Genomic DNA, 17,029 nt, shown 5'->3' on the forward strand with positions numbered 1-17,029 from the left:
CACTTCTTCACGTGCCCTACCGTCGTACCCCGCAGGTCCAGGCTCGCCTCGACGCCCAGCGTAAGGCGATCCTGACCGCCGCGGCCGCGCTCCTGGCCGAGCGCGGCTACGCGGGGTGCTCGGTGAGCGCCGTCGCGGAGAAGGCGGGCATCGCGACCGGCACGGTCTACAAGCACTTCCCCGGCAAGGCGCAGCTGGTCGTCGAGCTGTTCCAGAGCATCGTCGGCCACGAGGTCGCCGCCGTGCGGAAGGCAGCCGAGACGCCCGGCGACCCGGTCGAGCGGATCGTGGCGATCATCGAGACGTTCGCCGAGCGGGCGCTGAAGGTGCCACGTCAGGCGTACGCCCTGCTCGCCGAGCCCGTCGACGCCCCGATCGAGGCCGAGCGCATCGTGTTCCGCCGCGTGTTCCGGGACGAGATCGCCCGCCACGTCTCGGCGGGCGTCCGCAGCGGCGAGCTGCCGCCGCAGGACGCCGACCTCACCGCCGCCGCCCTCGTCGGCGGCGCTGCCGAGGTGCTGATCGGACCACTGACCACCGACAGCGCCGACGCGATCGGCGCGCTCCGCACGTTCATCGTCCGCGCTCTGGGAGGCCGCCATGCCTGACACTCACGAAGTCCTCAACCAGGTCCCGCCGCTGGTCGGCTACGACGTGGCCGGCGACGCCGCGCTGCTGGAGGGGCTGCGCCGGGAAGGCGGCGGCTGGGCCGAGGACGAGGTGCACGAGCTGGGCCGCCTGGCCGGCAGCGCCCAGGGTCAGGAGTGGGGCCGGGTCGCCAACGAGAACCCGCCGGTCCTGCACACGCACGACCGCTACGGCCACCGCGTCGACGAGGTCGAGTACCACCCGTACTACCACGAGCTGATGAAGGTCGCGGTCGAGCACGGCCTGCACGCGGCGCCGTGGGTGTCCGACCGGGCCGGCGCGCACGTCGCGCGCGCGGCGAAGGTGCTGGTGTGGAACCAGGCCGAGGGCGGGCACGTATGCCCGATCTCGATGACCTACGCCGCGGTCCCGACGCTGCGGCACAACCCGGAGCTGGCCGCGGTGTACGAGCCGCTGCTCGCCGCGCCGGTGTACGACTACGGCCTGCGCGTGCCCACCACCAAGCGCGGCCTGATCGCCGGCATGTCGATGACGGAGAAGCAGGGCGGTTCGGACGTCCGCGCCAACACGACCACCGCGCAGCCCGCGGGCGACGGCACGTACGTCCTGACCGGGCACAAGTGGTTCACCTCGGCACCGATGTCGGACATGTTCCTGACGCTGGCGCAGGCGCCCGGCGGGCTGTCCTGCTTCATGCTGCCGCGTGTGCTGCCGGACGGGTCCCGCAACCGCATCTTCTTCCAGCGCCTCAAGGACAAGCTGGGCAACAAGTCGAACGCCTCGTCCGAGATCGAGTACGACGGCGCGGTCGGCTGGCTCGTCGGCGAAGAGGGCCGCGGCGTGCCGACCATCATCGAGATGGTCAACAACACCCGCCTCGACTGCGTCCTCGGCAGCGCCTCGCTGATGCGCCAGGCCGTCGTGCAGGCCGTGCACCACGCGCGGCACCGGTCGGCGTTCGGCGCGAAGCTCGTCGACCAGCCGGCGATGGCGAACGTGCTGGCGGACCTGGTCGTGGAGTCCGAGGCGGCGACGACCGTCGCGATGCGGCTGGCCGGCGCCACCGCCGACCCGGACCAGCAGGCATTCCGCCGCCTCGCGCTCGCGGTCACCAAGTACTGGGTGTGCAAGCGCGGTGCCGCGCACACCGCCGAGGCGCTGGAATGCCTGGGCGGCAACGGTTACGTCGAGGACTCCGGCATGCCGCGGCTCTACCGGGAGGCGCCGCTGCTGTCCATTTGGGAGGGTTCGGGCAACGTCGCGGCGCTGGATTCGTTGCGTGCCATGGGCAAGCAGCCGGAGTCGGTGGAGGCGTTCTTCGCCGAACTAGACCTCGCCGCGGGCGCCGACGCGCGCCTGGACGACGCGATCGCCCGGGTGCGCAAGGAGCTGTCCGACCTGGAGGACCTCCAGTACCGGGCGCGGCGGCTGGCCGAGATGATGGCCCTGGTGCTGCAGGGTTCCCTGCTGGTGCGCTTCGCCCCGAAGGCGGTGGCGGACGCGTTCTGCGCGTCGCGCCTCGGCGGGGACTGGGGCGTCGCGTTCGGCACGTTGCCGACCGCGGTGGACACCAGGGCCGTCATCGAGCGGGCGTTCGTCAGCTGACGTCCTCGATCGCGGTGCCCTTCGTCTCGCGGACGAACCGCAGCGCGAACGGGATGCTCAGCAGCGCGAACGCCGCGTAGATCCAGTAGGTGACCGACAGGTTCCAGTCGGCCATGCTCGGGAAGCTGACCGTGACCGCCCAGTTCGCGACCCAGTTCGCCGCGGTTCCGACCGCGAGGGCCGCGCCGCGGATGCGCAGCGGGAACATCTCGCCGAGCATGACCCACAGGATCACGCCCCACGACATCGCGAAGGAGATCACGAACAGGTTCGCGAACACCAGCGCGACCGGGCCCCACGCACCGGGCAGGCTCAGCTCGCCGTTGACCGTAACGGCGTTGCCGAACGCGATCGCGGCCACGCCGAGGCCGACCAGCATTCCGGCCGAGCCGATCAGCAGCAGCGGCTTGCGACCGACCTTGTCGATGAAGGCGATCGCGATGAACGTGCCGATGATGTTGATGACCGGGCTGACCATCGAGATCAGCAGCGAGTCGGTGTTCTGGCCGACCGAGTGCCACAGCGTGTCGCTGTAGTAGAAGATCACGTTGATGCCGACGAACTGCTGGAACACCGCCAGCGCGATGCCCACCCAGACGATCGGCAGCAGCCCGAACCGGCCACCGACGAGGTCGCGGACCGTGGACCGCTTCTCGGTGCGCAGGCTGCGGCGGATGTCTTCGAGCTTGGTGTCGACGTCCCCGCCCTCGACCTCGCGCAGCACCTTGCGGGCCTTGTCGATCTTGCCGTTGGCCAGCAGGAAGTGCGGCGACTCGGGGATGATCGAGGCGAGGACGAAGTAGATCACCGCGGGCACGGCCGCGGCGCCGAGCATCCACTGCCACGGCTCGATGCCGCCCAGGTTGCCGTTGAGGTCGTGGGCGCCGTCCGCGCCGACCGGGGCCACCGCCTTGATGACCCAGTTGACCAGCGCCGACACCCCGATGCCGAGGACGATCGCCAGCTGTTGCAGCGAGGCGAGCCGTCCGCGGTAGGCGGGCGGCGCGACCTCGGCGATGTAGGCCGGGCCGATGACCGAGGCGACACCGATCGCGATGCCGCCGACCACGCGCCAGATCGCCAGGTCCCACACGCTGAACGGGAACATCGCTCCGAGGGCGCTGACCAGGAACAGGACCGCCGCGAGCTGCATGGTCCGGATGCGGCCGATCCGGTCGGACAGCAGTCCGCCGAACCAGGCGCCCACGGCCGAACCGATCAGCGCGCTCGACACGGTCAGCCCGGTCACCCCGTCACCGACCTCGAAGTGCCGCTGGATGCCGAGAACGGCACCGTTGATGTTCGAGCTGTCGTACCCGAACAGGAACCCGCCGACCGCGGCCGCGCCGGCGATGAACACGACATGGGCGAGATGTTGCTGACCGGCTCGCTCCCCGGTCGTCGTCGAACTCACGACCCGTGCTCCTTTGCCTGAGGTGATGCCTCCATTCGGAGCAACCTACAAAATGGTCCAGTCCATGCCGTACCACCGGGTGACATGGACCACCGGGTTGTGGGAGTTTGCCCATCGATCGTCAGCCACGCGCCCCCGTCGAACACCGGGCAGCCCGGCCAGCCGCGTGACCACCTCGTCTTCGAGGCTCACGCGGCCACGCTGCGCCGCCGGTTCATCGAACCCGGCAGCCCCTGACTCACGGCAAAGGCGAAGGCTTGAACCGCACCGTCATGGCCTCTAGCGGTTGGTGTCGGCGGTGTGGAAGTTCAAGTACGCCCGGGACGGCGTCGGGCCGCGCTGGCCCTGGTAGCGGGACCCGACGGCGGCCGAGCCGTACGGGTTCTCGGCCGGGCTGGTGAGCCGGAACAGGCACAGCTGGCCGATCTTCATCCCCGGCCACAGGGTGATCGGCAGGTTCGCGACGTTCGACAGCTCGAGCGTGATGTGCCCGGTGAAGCCGGGGTCGATGAAGCCCGCGGTGGAGTGCGTGAGCAGCCCGAGCCGGCCCAGCGACGACTTGCCCTCGAGCCGCCCGGCGAGGTCGTCGGGCAGCGTGACCAGCTCGAACGTGGACGCGAGCACGAACTCACCCGGGTGGAGGACGAAGGCGTCGTCGCCGTCCTTCTCCACCAGCGAGGTCAGCTCGTCCTGCTGGAGCTTGGGGTCGATGTGGGTGTACTGGCTGTTGTTGAACACCCGGAAGAACCGGTCCAGCCGCACGTCGATGCTCGACGGCTGGAGCATCGCCGGATCGAAGGGGTCGATGCCGAGACGGCCGGCTTCGAGCTCTTTGCGGAGGTCGCGGTCACTGAGCAGCACGCTCTAACCCTAGGCAGCCCGCATGTGCCGCGCGTAGGTGGGATCCAGCTTGAACACCCGGCCGAGCCGCTCGACGTAGCGGCGGCGCTCGAGTGCGCCGATGTACTCCTGCAGCGCTGTGGCGCCGGGGATGAAGCGCCGCGCGGTCTCGGCCGCGAAGTTGCCCGCGGCGACGGCGAGGATGGCGCCTTGGGCGATCGGGTCGTTGGGGATCTCCAGGAAGTCGGCGTTCGACTTGCCCAGCACGAGGCGGCTGATGGAGGAGTGCACGGCGACCGAGACGTGGGACAGCACCTTGCCCACGGCGCCGCGCCCCGCGCCGATGGCGGCGTGCGAGTCGATCAGGGCCTTGGCGAGGCGCTTGCTGTCCTCGTCCGGGATGAACTCGGTGGACGCGAGCAGCCAGAACAGGCGCCACGCGTCCTCCTCGGTGGCCGGCAGGAGCTCCTCGTCGACGCCGACCAGCCAGCCGACGTAGCGCCAGAGGTGCAGGATGTCGGCCCGCTCGCGGTCGCTGAACCGGATGCCGAGGAGCTGCGTGCCGTAGACGAAGACGAGCGAGAAGAGCAGCAGCGTGCCGGCGGTCTGGACCTGGTTGACGGGCTTGTCCCACTCGTCGTAATCCCAGTCCGGGCGGCGGTTCATGGCGGCGCGGACGTGGGCGTGCACGAGCCGGACGCGCAGGGCGGAGGCGTAGCCGCTGTGGCCGACCGCCAGCGCGCCGGGGGTCGTGACGTCCATCCACCACGCCGCGGTCTCGACCAGGCGCTGGCTGGCCATCCGCTCGATCTCCCCGGTGGCGACGAGGGTCTTGGTGGCGCGCGAGGCGAGGTAGCCGCCCATCAGCGACATGTCGCCGAGCGGGAAGAGGCCGAGGACGCCGGTGCGGATGATGGCCTTGGCGCCCCGGTCGAGGCGCGACGGGTCGACCCAGTACGGGGTGGCCTCCACGTGCTCGAAGAAGTCGACCAGTTCGCGCGGCGGGTCGTCGAGGCTGTGGATGCCGTCGGTGAGGGCCTGTTCGAACAACCGGCGCCCGCGGTTCTTCGGCAGCCGGTGGAACAGGGCGACGACCGCGTCGGCCTTGGGGTCCTGCGCCTGGGCGAACTCCCGGAAGCGGCGCATCTGGCGTTCGGTCGCGCGGATGTCGTGCTTGACGAAGAGCTTGGCCGCGAGGCTGAACCCCCCGCGGCGGAACAACTCGGGATCCGGCAGTCGCTCGTCCATGCACCCACCACCCTCTCGACAACGAGTGTTGTCACTTGCTCCCCAGAGAGTCAAGGGGGTGGCTTCCCGAGGGGGCGACGTTGTGTATGCTGTGCGTCGCTGCGGATGTAGTTCAATGGTAGAACATCAGCTTCCCAAGCTGAGAACGCGGGTTCGATTCCCGTCATCCGCTCTTCACGCGAAGGCCCAGGTCAGCGGGTGTCTACTCCGGACCTGGGCCTTCGTCGTGTCTTGATCATCTTCGGTCGCGGGCCATTAACGTGCCATTAGCCCTCATCCGTGGCCCCCTTCCGGTGCTCCTCGACGAGCCGCGAGAGCCGGTCCGCGATCCGCTCGTCAGCCTCGCTGGTCGCCCGCTGGTAGATGAGGGCCGCCCGCATGTCGTCGTGCCCCATCCGGGCCATGAGGTCCTTGGTCGAGGTCCCGGCCTTGGAGGCCCAGATGTTGCCCGCGTGTCGCAGGTCATGGAAGTGCAGGCCCTTGAGCCCCATCTTCGCGACGACCTCAGTCCACCGGGTCCGCTGGTTGAAGTTCGGCCGACGTAGGGCGTTGCCGTCCCGCTCGCCGGTGAACAGCAGCGCGAGCTGATCCGGCTCACGTAGGTGTCCAGGTGCTTCACCACCTCCGGTCGGACGGCCGCCGGGATGATCACCGTCCGCACACCGGCCCGCGACTTCGGCGGCCCGACTGTCAGCCCCTTCCCGCTGACCTCGACGAGTCGGCGCCGACTGATCCTGCGCCAGGGTGGTATCCCAGGCGGTCATCGTCTTGCCGAACTTGCCTCTATGGGATCAAGGCGGCGCGCACGCGCGCCGCTAGCCCGCCCGGCCTGCCGCTCCGCTCCCGCCGGCGGCCTGGCCCGCTCGGCCCCCGCTTCCTCCTACTGCATCCGAGTCGGCCAGCGTAGGTCGATGTCGGGGCATCGCCGGTACCACCAAGCCAGATCGAGGGGCGCGAGCGGATATGGCAGGGTGCGTTTCGCGTATTCACGGTCCAGCGGGTCGACGAGGCGTCTCAAGCGGTCGGCTGCGAACGCAGGTAGGTCCCGCATGACCTCGTCCAGCTCCGATCGGCAGTACGGCATCTCACAGCAATCGGAGTGGTCGGTACCCGGCCAGCCGTGTCGAGCGGCTTCTCGCCACTCGTCGAGCATCCGAGCTGTCCAACCGGGCGAAGGCTCAACACGGGCGATGTAATCAAGGACCGCCGGAGAAATACCCCGGATCTGCGACGGCCGGTAACGGCGTGGGCGGCTAGGGAGCGCGGCACGTACCGCGCCTGCGGACCTACGCGGCATCGTCCTTTCGGAAGATCGTCATGCCCCCATCTTGGCACTCCTCGGACCTGCGCCGCCAGGGGACAGAGCGCCTCCGGCGGCTAGGGCTCCGCCTCGGACCCCGGCACCGCTTCGGAGATCAGGGAAGGTCACGACCGGTGACCTCCTCACGGCGCGCCCAAGGGCAGCCAGCCCGGCCGGCACCGGTCAAGGGCGCTTCGCGACCTCCGGCAGACCCTTGACCGGTACCACCCGGCCTGGCAGGGGTGAACCCGCGCCGCGCGGAGATCACCTCAGCCGGGGGAACTGTGCGGGTGGGAGCACCGCCGGTCGTGCCATTAGCGTGCCATTAGGGGCGGTCAACCACGGTCAACGGAGGCACACTAGGGAGAACCCGTCCCGCAGGTCGGGGCCACCGTCGAGCAAGATCAGACCGAATCCCAAGCTGAGAACGCGGGTTCGATTCCCGTCATCCGATCTTGTGACGAAGGCCCAGGTCAGCGGGTGTCTACTCCGGACCTGGACCTTCGTCGTGTCTTGATCAAGTTGGGTGGCGGGCCATTAGTCCTCATCGGCCGGTCCACGATCCGCTCGAGGCGGCACGTCCGCGCTTGCTGCCAGGTCAGCCGAGGTCAGCCAACCGGTTCAGCGCGGCCCGGAGGAATGAATCTCGTCTGGCCGTCAGCGTGTCGCCGTCGAGGTCGGTTCGCCCCTGGTCCTGAATCGTCGCCTCCCAGGTAGCCAACCGTGGAGGTGTGCTCAGGGCCGCCACCACGTCCCAGCAGGCCATTTCGCGATCAACTCATCCGTGATCGACCGCGATGTTCAACACGCCCCGGAGCAGCCGGTAGCACTTGGCGAGCACCGACGCCGACACCCCGGCCGGCAACCGATCGGCCCGCCACCGCCGAAACGTCGCCGCCGACAAACCGGTTGAGCGGGACGTCGCCGATGTAGGGCGTGATGTGCTTACGCAGCAATCACCGGTACAGCTCGACCGTGCGCGGCCGCAGCCCCGGCCGTTCGATGATCCACCGCTCCGCGTACTCGGCCAGCGTGATCTTCACGCGGTCCGGATCCGTCCAGAGCTGCGCGCAAGCGCCGCTCGGCTCCGGCCGGCGGCCCCGGGCCGCGCGTAGTCGATCATCCGCCGTTCGGCGGGATCTCGAACAGCCTTGCCACCTCGGCCAGGTCCCCATGTCTCACCGCGAGTTCAAGCCGACCACCGGGTATCCCGTAGACCAGGACGACATCAGTGCGGACAAGCCGGAAACGTTCCCAGAAAGTCCGCCGCCGCGTCGTCCGTGGTGTTGCAGCTCGGTACTCCAGCTCTGTCAGATGCGATCGACGGAGACGCGGTGACCAGCGCGCTCGGCCTCGTGACAACCGCAGCCTGCCGAACCGCCATCGCGGTAAGCCTCCATCAGGCCACCGCACCGCACACCGCAGCCTGATCTCGCCACCCGACTCGAAAGCCTTCCGACGCTTCCGCAACACACGTTCGCGCCGCCAATCGGGATCACGCTCGAGGGAGGGAGCCCCGATCAACGACCCCACCAGGTCGCCGACGATGTCCCACACCCCGCAGAAGCTACCCGCACCGCAGGACGAAACGAACTGCCTTCGGCGGGCAGGGCTCTGCCCTGGACCCGGCACCGCTTCGGAGATCAGGGGAAGGCGCCACCGGTGACCTCCTCACGGCGCGCCCGAGGGCAGCCAGTCCGGCCGGCGCCGGTCAAGGGCGCTTCACGGCCTCCGGCATACCGGCACCACCTGGCCTGGCAGGGGTGAACCCGCGTCGCGAGGAGATCGCCTCAGCGTCAGACAGCCTCAAGTCCTGCGCCGGCATCTCGATCACGGCTGTCCGGCGGCCGCGGTTCGCGTCATCGGGCTCCCCGTCCTCATCGCGTGCCGGGATGCAGCCATGAGGTCCCGGTCGACATGCCCACCTCCGACGCCCCATGTCGCCTCCCCCCTTGGGTGGCACGTGCTTTGTGCGGAACGGCATGGCTCTGGTTCGCGACCTGGCCATGGAAAACTCAGGGCTTGACACTGCTAGCCATTTCAGTCGAGACTGAAACCGCTAGCAAATAATACGGAAGGTGGCGGCGATGGCTCCGCGTCCTGAGCAGGTGACGTTCAACAGTCTCGGCACCTCGTGCGCCGGTGATCTGTACGTGCCGGAGGGGGCGGACGCCCCGGTTCCCGGCCTGGTGCTGGGGCACAGCGGGGTGATGGTCAAGGAGGCGCTGGCCGTGTTCGCGCCGTACTTCGTCCGCGCCGGGTTCGCCGTGCTGGCCATCGACTACCGCACGGTCGGCGCGAGCGAAGGCGAACCTCGGGGCCAGGACCATCCGCAGCGGCAGGTGGAGGACTTCCGCAGCGCGATCTCCTACCTGCGGAGCCGGCCGGAGGTGGACGCGGCGCGGATCGGGTTGTGGGGTGTCAGCGTCGGCGGCTCGGTCGCGGTGCAGGCCGCGGTGCTCGACCGGCGCGTGAAGTGCGTCGTGGTGCAGAGCCCCAGCGTGTGGAACGGGTGGCGGTACCTGGAGCGGCTGCTCGGCCGCGCCGGTCTGCAGGCGCTGCGGGACCGGCTGGACGAGGACTGGCAGCGCCGCTACGAGGGCGGCGCGAGCGCGCGGGTCCCGCACCTGAGCCTGGACGGGGAGACCGTGCGGGACACGCCGGACCTGGCTGCCGAGATGTTCCCCAGCTACCGCAACGAGAAGACGCTCGACTCCACCGAGCACCTGCTCACCTTCGCGCCGGAGGATCTCATCCACCGGCTGTCGCCCACCCCGCTGTTGATGATCGCCAACGGCGGGTGGGACCCGTACCACATGCTCGAGGAGGCGCAGGGCGCGTTCGCCAGGGCCGGCGAGCCGAAACGGCTGGAGGTGCTGCCCTACGACGTCCTCGGCCTCTACACCGGCCCGGGCCTCGACGAGGCGATGGCGCTGGCCGTGGACTGGTTCGACCGCTACCTGCGCAAGACCCGGCTCGCCACCGTCACCCCGACGCCCACCCGCGAGTCGATTGCCGCCATGACACAGTGACGGCCACGACGAGTCAGCCGAGGAGGAGCGCATGTCCAATCAGGACAACCAGGACGAGGTGCTGCGGTGGGTCGAGCGGGTGGCCACGTTCTGCGTGGAGGAATGGGCGCTCCCCCCGATCACCGGGCGCATCCTGGGCCTGCTGATGATCTGCGACCCGCCCGAGCGCTCGGCCGGCGAGATCGCCGAAGCGATCCAGGCCAGCCGCGCTTCGCTGACCTCGAACATGCGCTTCCTGGCCGCCATCGGGCTGGTCCGCAAGGTTCGCGTGCCCGGTGATCGCACCACCTACTACCGCATCGAGGACGACGCCTGGCACAAGGTGATCCAGCGCAAGCTCGACAGCCTCGGCGCCTTCGGCGACATCGCCGAGGAGGGCGTGAAACTCGCCGGCGGCACCGGGCCCGGCACCGAACGCATCCGCGCCGCCCAGCGGTCCCTGACCTGGCTACGCGATCTCGCCGCCCGCAATCCCCCGAACAAGTAAGGACTTCTCGTGCAACGCCTGCGACTCGACCTGGACCCGCTCCGCGAGACCCTGCTACTCACCCTCCACGCGAGGGCTCTGGACAGCAAGCTTTCCCACCCTATCCTCGGCGACACCCACTCCGCCGCGCTCGCCGACACGATCGACTACGACTTCGCCAAGCTCAAGCTCAAACCCAGCCTCATCTGCGGCACCGCCCTGCGCGCCAAGAAACTCGACGAGGCCGTCCGGGCGTTCGTCGCCCGCCACCCGGACGCCGTCGTGCTCGACCTCGGCTGCGGCCTCGACACCCGCGCCCTCCGCTGCGACCCGCCCGCCGGCGTCGACTGGTACGACATCGACTTCCCCGACGTCGTCGCCCTGCGGCCCCAGCTGCTCCCGGACCGCTCGAAACACCTCGGTGCCGACCTGACCGAACCGGGCTGGCTCGACCCGCTGCCCAGTGACCGGCCGGTCATGATCGTCGCCGAGGGCCTGTTGCCGTTCCTGCCCGGCGACACCTTCCAGCGGATGACCCGCGAACTCACCGCACACTTCGTCACCGGCGAACTCGCCATCAACGGCTACACCCGCTTCGCCGCCTGGTCGATGAAGTACCACCCGGCGATCAAAGCCATCGGCATCACCGCCGCCCAGGGCTTCGACGACCCGCGCGCCCCCGAGACCTGGAACGCCGGCCTGACCCTGGCCGAGGAGCAACTGCTCACCCGAGCCCCGGAAGTCGCCGACTTCCCACAGCCACTGCGCGCGGCCACCCGGCTCATGAGCCACAGCACCGCGCTGTCCCGGCAAGGCACCCGCCTCCTCCGCTACCGCTTCTGACTGAACCGTCACCTTGGCCCGGCTGCGATCCTCAACCGCGGCGGGGCACAGTGACCGGGTGGACGATCGTGGTTTGGACCGGGACGGGACGATCGCGCGCGAAGGCTCTCTGGACCGCGTACCCGCGGAGTTCGCCCCGGTCATCGACGCGCTTCGCGTGCGCGTCGTTGGGACTTTCGTGCGGCTCCACAGTGCCTACCTCTACGGCAGCATCCCGCGCGGCACCGCCGTTCCCGGCGTCTCCGACCTCGACGTCCTGCTCGCCCTCCACGACGAGCCCACCGACGCCGACCGACGCGAGGCCAGTCGCATCGAGGACGCCCTCGACCGCGAGTTCCCCCAGATCAACGGCGCCGGTATCCAGCTCGCCAGTGCCCGCACGCTGCTCAGCGACGCCGAACGCCACGACGGCGGATTCTTCGTCGCGTGCCTGTGCACGCCGCTGTTGGGCGACGACCTCGCCGAGCACCTGCCCCGCTACCGCCCCACTTCCCTGCTGGCCCGGGAGACCAACGGCGATCTCGCCACGCTGCTCCCGGGCTGGCGCCTACGCGCGGCCGCCGCGACGACGGACCACGAACGCCGCACCCTGAGCAGACCGGTGTCGCGCCGCCTCGTGCGGACCGGGTTCACCCTGATCATGCCCCGCTGGGGCGGGTGGACGAGCGACCTCACCAAATCCGCCGAACTCTTCGGCCACTACTACCCCGAGCGCCTCGGCCAGATGCGCACCGCCGCGGCGACCGCCCGCGAGCCGACCGCCGACCCGGCGATCCTGAAGATGCTGATCGACGACCTGGGCCCCTGGCTCGCCGCCGAGTACACCGCCACCCACGGCGAACGGACGCCGCGGCCGGGTGCCTGAGCTCGGAGCGCCCAGCCGGCTGGGCATCCGTTGGTCGCAGCTCCCCGGTGATCGACTCGTCCCAGGCGCGGTCTTCAGTCAGCACCCGGGCTGCGGAATGGTGCTCGAAGCGTGCGTACCGCTGGACCCTGATCACCGGTCCAATCTTCGCGCGGCGTGGTCAGGTCAGTGGACCAGGTCCCGGAGCGGCCCGGACAGCCGGGCGGCGAGCGACGAATCGACCCGCCCTGCCTCGGTGATCAGCAGCTCCACAACCACCCCGAACGCGCGCCGCAGCTCGGCTGGCTCCACCGACCGGACCAGGGCCTCCGCGAACGGCGCCAGGACCTCCGCGGGCAGCTCGTCCACCCCGCGTCCTTGCGCGGCCGGCAGCCCGTGACGCAGGCAGGCCAGCGCGAGCACCTGATCACGCGCCCCGCTGATCATGTACTCCGCCTGCCACACCCGGCCCCGGGCGATGCTCGACCGTGCGTGCAGCGCGTACAGCCACGCCATGCCCACCAGGTGCTCCGCGGCAGGCGGCTGAATCTGCGGCAGCTCGTTCGGCTCACCGAACAGCGTCCGAAATGTCGGACCGGTGGCGCCGAACTCGGATTCCGGCCAGAACGCGATGTCGACCTGGAGCGTGTCCGGCAGCAGGAACACCCGGAACACGTCGAGGTCCAGGTGGTGGACGGCGCGGTGGTCGCGGTACATGCGGTCGGTCCAGTCCGCCACGACCTGCGCACGGTCCCCGGCCACCGCGAGCGCCAGGTCGATGTCCGACCACTGGTCCTCTCGTCCAACGGAGGCGGACCCCGTCAGCGCCGCGCCGCTGATCCGCTCGTCCGCGCGCGCCGCCGCGATCAGCGAGTCGCGCAACCGCGAGCGGCTGTCAGGGGTGAACACGCTCGCCCTCCGTCCTGACCGTCCACAGTGCGGCCGCCCGTAGCGCCAGCAGCAGCGGCACCGAACCGCTGTCGGCGATCAGCGCGGGCAGCGACGGCAGGTCCGCGCCCTCGGCCAGCTCCCGGCCGTACGCCGCGAGGTCGATCTCCACGAACCGCATCGCGGCCGTGAACTCGCGCTCCGACCGGCTCGGCCGCCGCGCCACGAGGTCCTGCCGCGTCACCGACAACTCCGTCAGCCCGAAGAACTCCGGCTTCCCGCCGCGGTCCATCCAGCGGGCGAACCCGGTGATCGTCGTGCGGATGATCTCGTCGCGGCGCAGCCCGGTCTCCTCGCACAGCTCGCGTTCCATCCCGGCGCGGACGATGTCGTGCAGGTCGTCGCCGGCGACGTCTCGGGGCTCCAGCGATCCGCTGCCCGACGGGGCGAGCAGCGACTGGCTTGCCGAATTCCGGTTGGACTGGAGTACCACCAGCACGCAACCGTCGGTGGTGACGGCCACCGTCGACACCCCGACGATGTCCGCCAGCCGGCTCTCGGCGAGGGTGCGCAGGCGGCCCGCGGTGTCGACCATCAGGTGTTGCCGCAGGTCGAAGACCTGATCGGTGTCGCGGCGGGCGATCCGCAGCGTCGCCAACTCGTTGGAGCACTGCGCGTCGAAGAACCGGGTGCGCTGCAGCCGGATCGGCGCGCCGTGCCCGACCGACGGCAGCGGCTCACCCCGCATGCCGACCACCTTGCCGTTGAACAGCAACCGGCCGTGGGCGCGCAGCGGCAGCACGTACGGCGCGGTGGCCTTGAGTTCGGCGGGCAGGCGGTACGGGTCCGGCGCGACCTCGACCGGGAACCGCTGTGTCCACAGTGCCCGGTCGATGGCGTCGCTGACCAGGGCGGTTCCGCGTCCGGGCAGCTCGAGGTACCGAGCTTCGGGGTAGCTCGCCGGCGGCGGGACGTCCGCGTGCGGGAAGGGCGCGGCGATCGTGGCGAACTCGTAGGCGGCCCAGCGGCCGCGGAGCATGCGGACGTCGCGGGTGAGGGTCAGGACGCCGAGCGCCAGCGCGACCACCGAGAGCACGATGCCGACGGCGCTGGGCACGAGCGTGACCAGGCCGAGCAGCACGCCCAGGGCGGAGACGAACACCGGCCATTCACGCGAACTGATGAACCAGAGGTAGTCGGCCTTCGCCCTGGCGCGGTTGGTCAGCTTGCCCATCGATCATGGTGTCTACCAGAACGCGGGTAACGATCCGGGCGAAATGATCCGGATCACCGCGCCGGTCCGTGCGACGATCGCGCCGACCGACGGGAGAGGGACATGTGGGAAAAGCGCATGGAGTGGCCGCTGACCGGCGTCGCGGTGCTGTTCCTGGCCGCCTACGCCTGGCCGATCCTGCAGCCGTCGCTCGGGAGCACCGGCCGGCTGTGGTGCGAGGTCGTCACGTGGCTCGCGTGGGGGCTGTTCGCGCTCGACTACGTCGTACGACTGGTCCAGTCGCGCGACAAACCGCGTTTCCTGCGTCGGCACGTACTGGATCTGCTGGTCATCGTGCTCCCGCTGCTCCGCCCCTTGCGGCTGCTGCGCCTCGTCGCGATGCTCAACATCCTCAACCGCACCGCCGCGCTCGCCCTGCGCGGGCGGGTCGTCGTGTACTTCGTGGGCGCCACGGTGCTGATCGTCTTCTGCGCGGCGCTCGCCGTGCTCGAGGCGGAGCGGCCCATCGAGGAGGCCGGGATCAAGACCTTCCCGGACGCGCTGTGGTGGGCGGTCACGACGATCACCACCGTCGGTTACGGCGACCGCTACCCGGTGTCGGGCACCGGACGGCTGATCGCGGTCGGGCTGATGGTCGCGGGCATCGCGCTGCTCGGCGTGGTGACGGCGACCTTCGCGTCCTGGCTGGTCCGGCGGGTCGAAGAGGTCGAGGCGACGTCGCAGACCGTGACGCGGGAACACATCGACGCGCTGACCCGGGAGATCGCCGAACTGCGCGCCGCCCTCGCCGCGAACACGGTGGCAGGTGGTGAACAACCGAGGGAACCGGACGCGCGACCGTCGCGAGGCGGCTAGCGCCGGACGACTTGGCCGCCCGCACGAGGTCCTGGTCCGGGCTGCAGCCCCGGTCGCGTGGCAGCGTGCCCTTGCTGGGGCGAGTCTTGGGGAGCGGGCGAGGCGCCGTGCCGGACGCTAGCCGCCCGAGTGCATGTCCTCCGCTTCGGGCACCAGGTCGTCGTCCGGGTTGTCGAGCCAGCCGTGCGGCAGCGTGACCTTTCCGGGCGAGCCCTGGCGCCCGCGTGGGCCCAGAGCGTCCGCCGGGAACGGCGCCGCGTGGTCCAGCTGGGCGATCAGCTCGTCCAGCTCGTCCATCGACGACACCATCGCGAACCGCCGGCGCAGTTCGGACCCCACCGGGAAGCCCATGAAGTACCAGGCCATGTGCTTGCGCAGGTCGCGCATCGCCTTGTCGTGGCCATCGTGCTGGACCAGCAGCTCCGCGTGCCGCCGCAGCACCTGGGCGACCTCGCCCAGGCTCGGCCCCTCCGGGATCGGGCGGCCGGCGAACGCGGCCTCCAGCTCGCCGAACAGCCACGGCCGGCCCAGGCACCCGCGTCCGACGACCACCCCGTCGCACCCGGTTTCGGCCACCATCCGCAGCGCGTCGTCGGCCGTGAAGATGTCGCCGTTGCCCAGCACGGGGATGGTCTGCACGGCCTCCTTCAGCCGCGCGATCGCGCTCCAGTCGGCCTTGCCCGAGTAGCGCTGGGCGGCCGTGCGGGCGTGCAGCGAGACCGCCGCCGCGCCCTCGGCCTCGGCGATGCGGCCGGCGTCGAGGAAGGTGTGGTGGTCGTCGTCGATGCCGATCCGGAACTTGACCGTGAACGGCACACCCGCGGCCTCGGCGGCCTCCACCGAGGCCCGCACGATCTGCGCGAACAGCTTCCGCTTGTACGGCAGCGCCGCACCGCCACCCTTGCGGGTGACCTTGGCGACCGGGCAGCCGAAGTTGCTGTCGATGTGGTCGGCCAGCCCCTCGCCGACGATGATCTTGACCGCTTCCCGCATGGTCTTCGGGTCCACGCCGTAGAGCTGCATCGACCGCGGGTATTCGCCCTGGTCGAAGGCCATCATGTGCATGGTCCCGGGGTGCCGCTCGACGACGGCGCGCGCGGTGATCATCTCGCACACGTAGAGCCCCGCGCCGTACTCGCGGCACAACCGCCGGAACGCGACGTTCGTGATGCCGGCCATGGGCGCGAGCACCACCGGGGGATCGACCTCGTACGGGCCGATCTTCAGTGCGGGCTTGCTCAGGGTCGCGGTCACGTCCTCCATTGTCGCTGGTGACTCGCGCCACCCGTACTCAGGCCTGTTCCACTGCCGGGATATCGGCACTGATCCGGGATTTCGGACGAGGCGCGGTCACCGTCCACAGGATCTTCCCGTCCGGGGAGGTGCCGCCGACGCAGGTCAGGCTCCGGCACACCACCTGCGCGGCGTGGCCGGCGGTCCCGAGTTCGACCTTCAGGTGCGGGATGTCCACCGTGGGGCTGCGCAGGACCTGGTCCTCCGCGCGACCGACCACCAGGCCGGTGAACCACAGCTGGTCGAAGTGCATCGACAGCACGCCCTCGAACAGCAGCTCGACCGGCTCGTCGGGGTCGTCGTCGGTGCGCAGGACCAGCTCCGAGTGCTCGACGCCGTAGCGCCACACGCGGAAGGCCCGGGACGAGCTGAACAACGGCTCCGGCTGGTTCATGGCCCCAGTATGGGTGCCGATCACGCGTCCCGCGGCGCGGCCGTCACCGGAGCGGCTGACGCCGGCTCACTCCGCCAGCGGCCTGGCCGTGGCCGAACGGCTGGCGCGATTCGCTCCAGTTGTGGCTGTCGCCGGAGTGGCCGGCGCCGGTTCGCTCCGGCAGC

At 70.3% G+C, this 17,029-nt stretch carries 16 protein-coding genes and 1 tRNA gene; 8 read left to right on the forward strand and 9 right to left on the reverse strand.

Going from position 1 to position 17,029, the window contains the following annotated elements; genetic code table 11:
• Positions 1 to 11: 11 nt before the first annotated feature.
• A complete protein-coding gene (locus IE290_RS26435; protein ID WP_191247362.1) occupies positions 12 to 608 on the forward strand; it encodes a TetR/AcrR family transcriptional regulator in 597 nt (198 codons plus the stop codon).
• A complete protein-coding gene (locus tag IE290_RS26440) occupies positions 601 to 2,214 on the forward strand; it encodes an acyl-CoA dehydrogenase family protein (RefSeq protein WP_191247363.1) in 1,614 nt (537 codons plus the stop codon). The genes IE290_RS26435 and IE290_RS26440 overlap by 8 nt, the downstream gene beginning before the upstream one ends.
• Here the strand turns inward: IE290_RS26440 and IE290_RS26445 are convergent.
• From IE290_RS26445 to IE290_RS26460, 4 genes are all read right to left on the reverse strand, one after another.
• Positions 2,207 to 3,628 carry a sugar porter family MFS transporter gene (locus IE290_RS26445; protein ID WP_229874714.1) on the reverse strand — a complete coding sequence of 474 codons (1,422 nt, stop codon included), beginning with the start codon at positions 3,626 to 3,628 and terminating at the stop codon, positions 2,207 to 2,209. The two genes, IE290_RS26440 and IE290_RS26445, sit on opposite strands and share 8 nt — an antisense overlap.
• Before the next feature lie 45 nt (positions 3,629 to 3,673).
• The gene (locus IE290_RS26450) at positions 3,674 to 3,820 is read right to left on the reverse strand and encodes a hypothetical protein (protein WP_191247364.1); all 147 of its coding nucleotides are present in this window, start codon (positions 3,818 to 3,820) and stop codon (positions 3,674 to 3,676) included.
• An 87-nt stretch (positions 3,821 to 3,907) separates the two neighbouring features.
• Complete coding sequence (gene dcd, locus IE290_RS26455) at positions 3,908 to 4,489, reverse strand: dCTP deaminase (protein WP_094006457.1); 582 nt, start codon at positions 4,487 to 4,489, stop codon at positions 3,908 to 3,910.
• A gap of 9 nt (positions 4,490 to 4,498) precedes the next feature.
• Complete coding sequence (locus IE290_RS26460) at positions 4,499 to 5,716, reverse strand: oxygenase MpaB family protein (RefSeq protein ID WP_191247365.1); 1,218 nt, start codon at positions 5,714 to 5,716, stop codon at positions 4,499 to 4,501.
• A 101-nt stretch (positions 5,717 to 5,817) separates the two neighbouring features.
• Between IE290_RS26460 and IE290_RS26465 the strand changes: the two genes are divergently transcribed.
• Positions 5,818 to 5,888 (forward strand) — tRNA-Gly (locus IE290_RS26465).
• A gap of 94 nt (positions 5,889 to 5,982) precedes the next feature.
• Here IE290_RS26465 and IE290_RS26470 read toward each other — a convergent pair.
• Positions 5,983 to 6,480 (reverse strand): tyrosine-type recombinase/integrase, encoded by a 498-nt coding sequence (locus tag IE290_RS26470; RefSeq protein WP_191247366.1) that lies wholly within the window; start codon positions 6,478 to 6,480, stop codon positions 5,983 to 5,985.
• Positions 6,481 to 9,103: 2,623 nt separating this feature from the next.
• Between IE290_RS26470 and IE290_RS26475 the strand changes: the two genes are divergently transcribed.
• Genes IE290_RS26475 through IE290_RS26490 form a run of 4 tightly spaced genes read left to right on the forward strand, consistent with a single transcriptional unit; the run spans position 9,104 to position 12,222 of the window.
• Positions 9,104 to 10,048, forward strand: a complete 945-nt coding sequence (locus IE290_RS26475; protein ID WP_191247367.1) for an alpha/beta hydrolase — start codon at positions 9,104 to 9,106, stop codon at positions 10,046 to 10,048.
• 31 nt (positions 10,049 to 10,079) lie between these two features.
• Positions 10,080 to 10,535 (forward strand): GbsR/MarR family transcriptional regulator, encoded by a 456-nt coding sequence (locus IE290_RS26480; RefSeq protein ID WP_191247368.1) that lies wholly within the window; start codon positions 10,080 to 10,082, stop codon positions 10,533 to 10,535.
• Between the two features lie 9 nt (positions 10,536 to 10,544).
• Positions 10,545 to 11,357 carry a class I SAM-dependent methyltransferase gene (locus IE290_RS26485; protein ID WP_191247369.1) on the forward strand — a complete coding sequence of 271 codons (813 nt, stop codon included), beginning with the start codon at positions 10,545 to 10,547 and terminating at the stop codon, positions 11,355 to 11,357.
• Positions 11,358 to 11,415: 58 nt separating this feature from the next.
• A complete protein-coding gene (locus IE290_RS26490) occupies positions 11,416 to 12,222 on the forward strand; it encodes a nucleotidyltransferase domain-containing protein (protein WP_191247370.1) in 807 nt (268 codons plus the stop codon).
• 165 nt (positions 12,223 to 12,387) lie between these two features.
• Here the strand turns inward: IE290_RS26490 and IE290_RS26495 are convergent, their stop codons facing one another.
• Together IE290_RS26495 and IE290_RS26500 are read right to left on the reverse strand one after the other, a co-directional pair.
• Positions 12,388 to 13,110, reverse strand: a complete 723-nt coding sequence (locus tag IE290_RS26495) for a nucleotidyltransferase domain-containing protein (RefSeq protein WP_191247371.1) — start codon at positions 13,108 to 13,110, stop codon at positions 12,388 to 12,390.
• Entirely contained in the window at positions 13,097 to 14,323 is a 1,227-nt protein-coding gene (locus IE290_RS26500) for a hypothetical protein (RefSeq protein ID WP_191247372.1), read from the reverse strand. Before IE290_RS26500 ends, IE290_RS26495 begins: the two co-directional genes overlap by 14 nt.
• A 102-nt stretch (positions 14,324 to 14,425) precedes the next feature.
• On the opposite strand from IE290_RS26500, the gene IE290_RS26505 reads away from it, so the two are divergent.
• On the forward strand, positions 14,426 to 15,178 hold the full coding sequence (locus IE290_RS26505; protein WP_191247373.1) for a potassium channel family protein: 753 nt from the start codon (positions 14,426 to 14,428) through the stop codon (positions 15,176 to 15,178).
• A gap of 117 nt (positions 15,179 to 15,295) precedes the next feature.
• Here IE290_RS26505 and dusB read toward each other — a convergent pair whose 3' ends face one another.
• Positions 15,296 to 16,441, reverse strand: a complete 1,146-nt coding sequence (dusB, locus tag IE290_RS26510; RefSeq protein ID WP_191247374.1) for a tRNA dihydrouridine synthase DusB — start codon at positions 16,439 to 16,441, stop codon at positions 15,296 to 15,298.
• A gap of 28 nt (positions 16,442 to 16,469) precedes the next feature.
• On the reverse strand, positions 16,470 to 16,865 hold the full coding sequence (locus IE290_RS26515) for a hypothetical protein (protein WP_191247375.1): 396 nt from the start codon (positions 16,863 to 16,865) through the stop codon (positions 16,470 to 16,472).
• Between the last annotated feature and the right edge of the window lie 164 nt (positions 16,866 to 17,029).

The sequence above is a fragment of the Amycolatopsis deserti genome (genome assembly GCF_014653945.1).
Lineage (GTDB): Bacteria > Actinomycetota > Actinomycetes > Mycobacteriales > Pseudonocardiaceae > Amycolatopsis_E > Amycolatopsis_E deserti.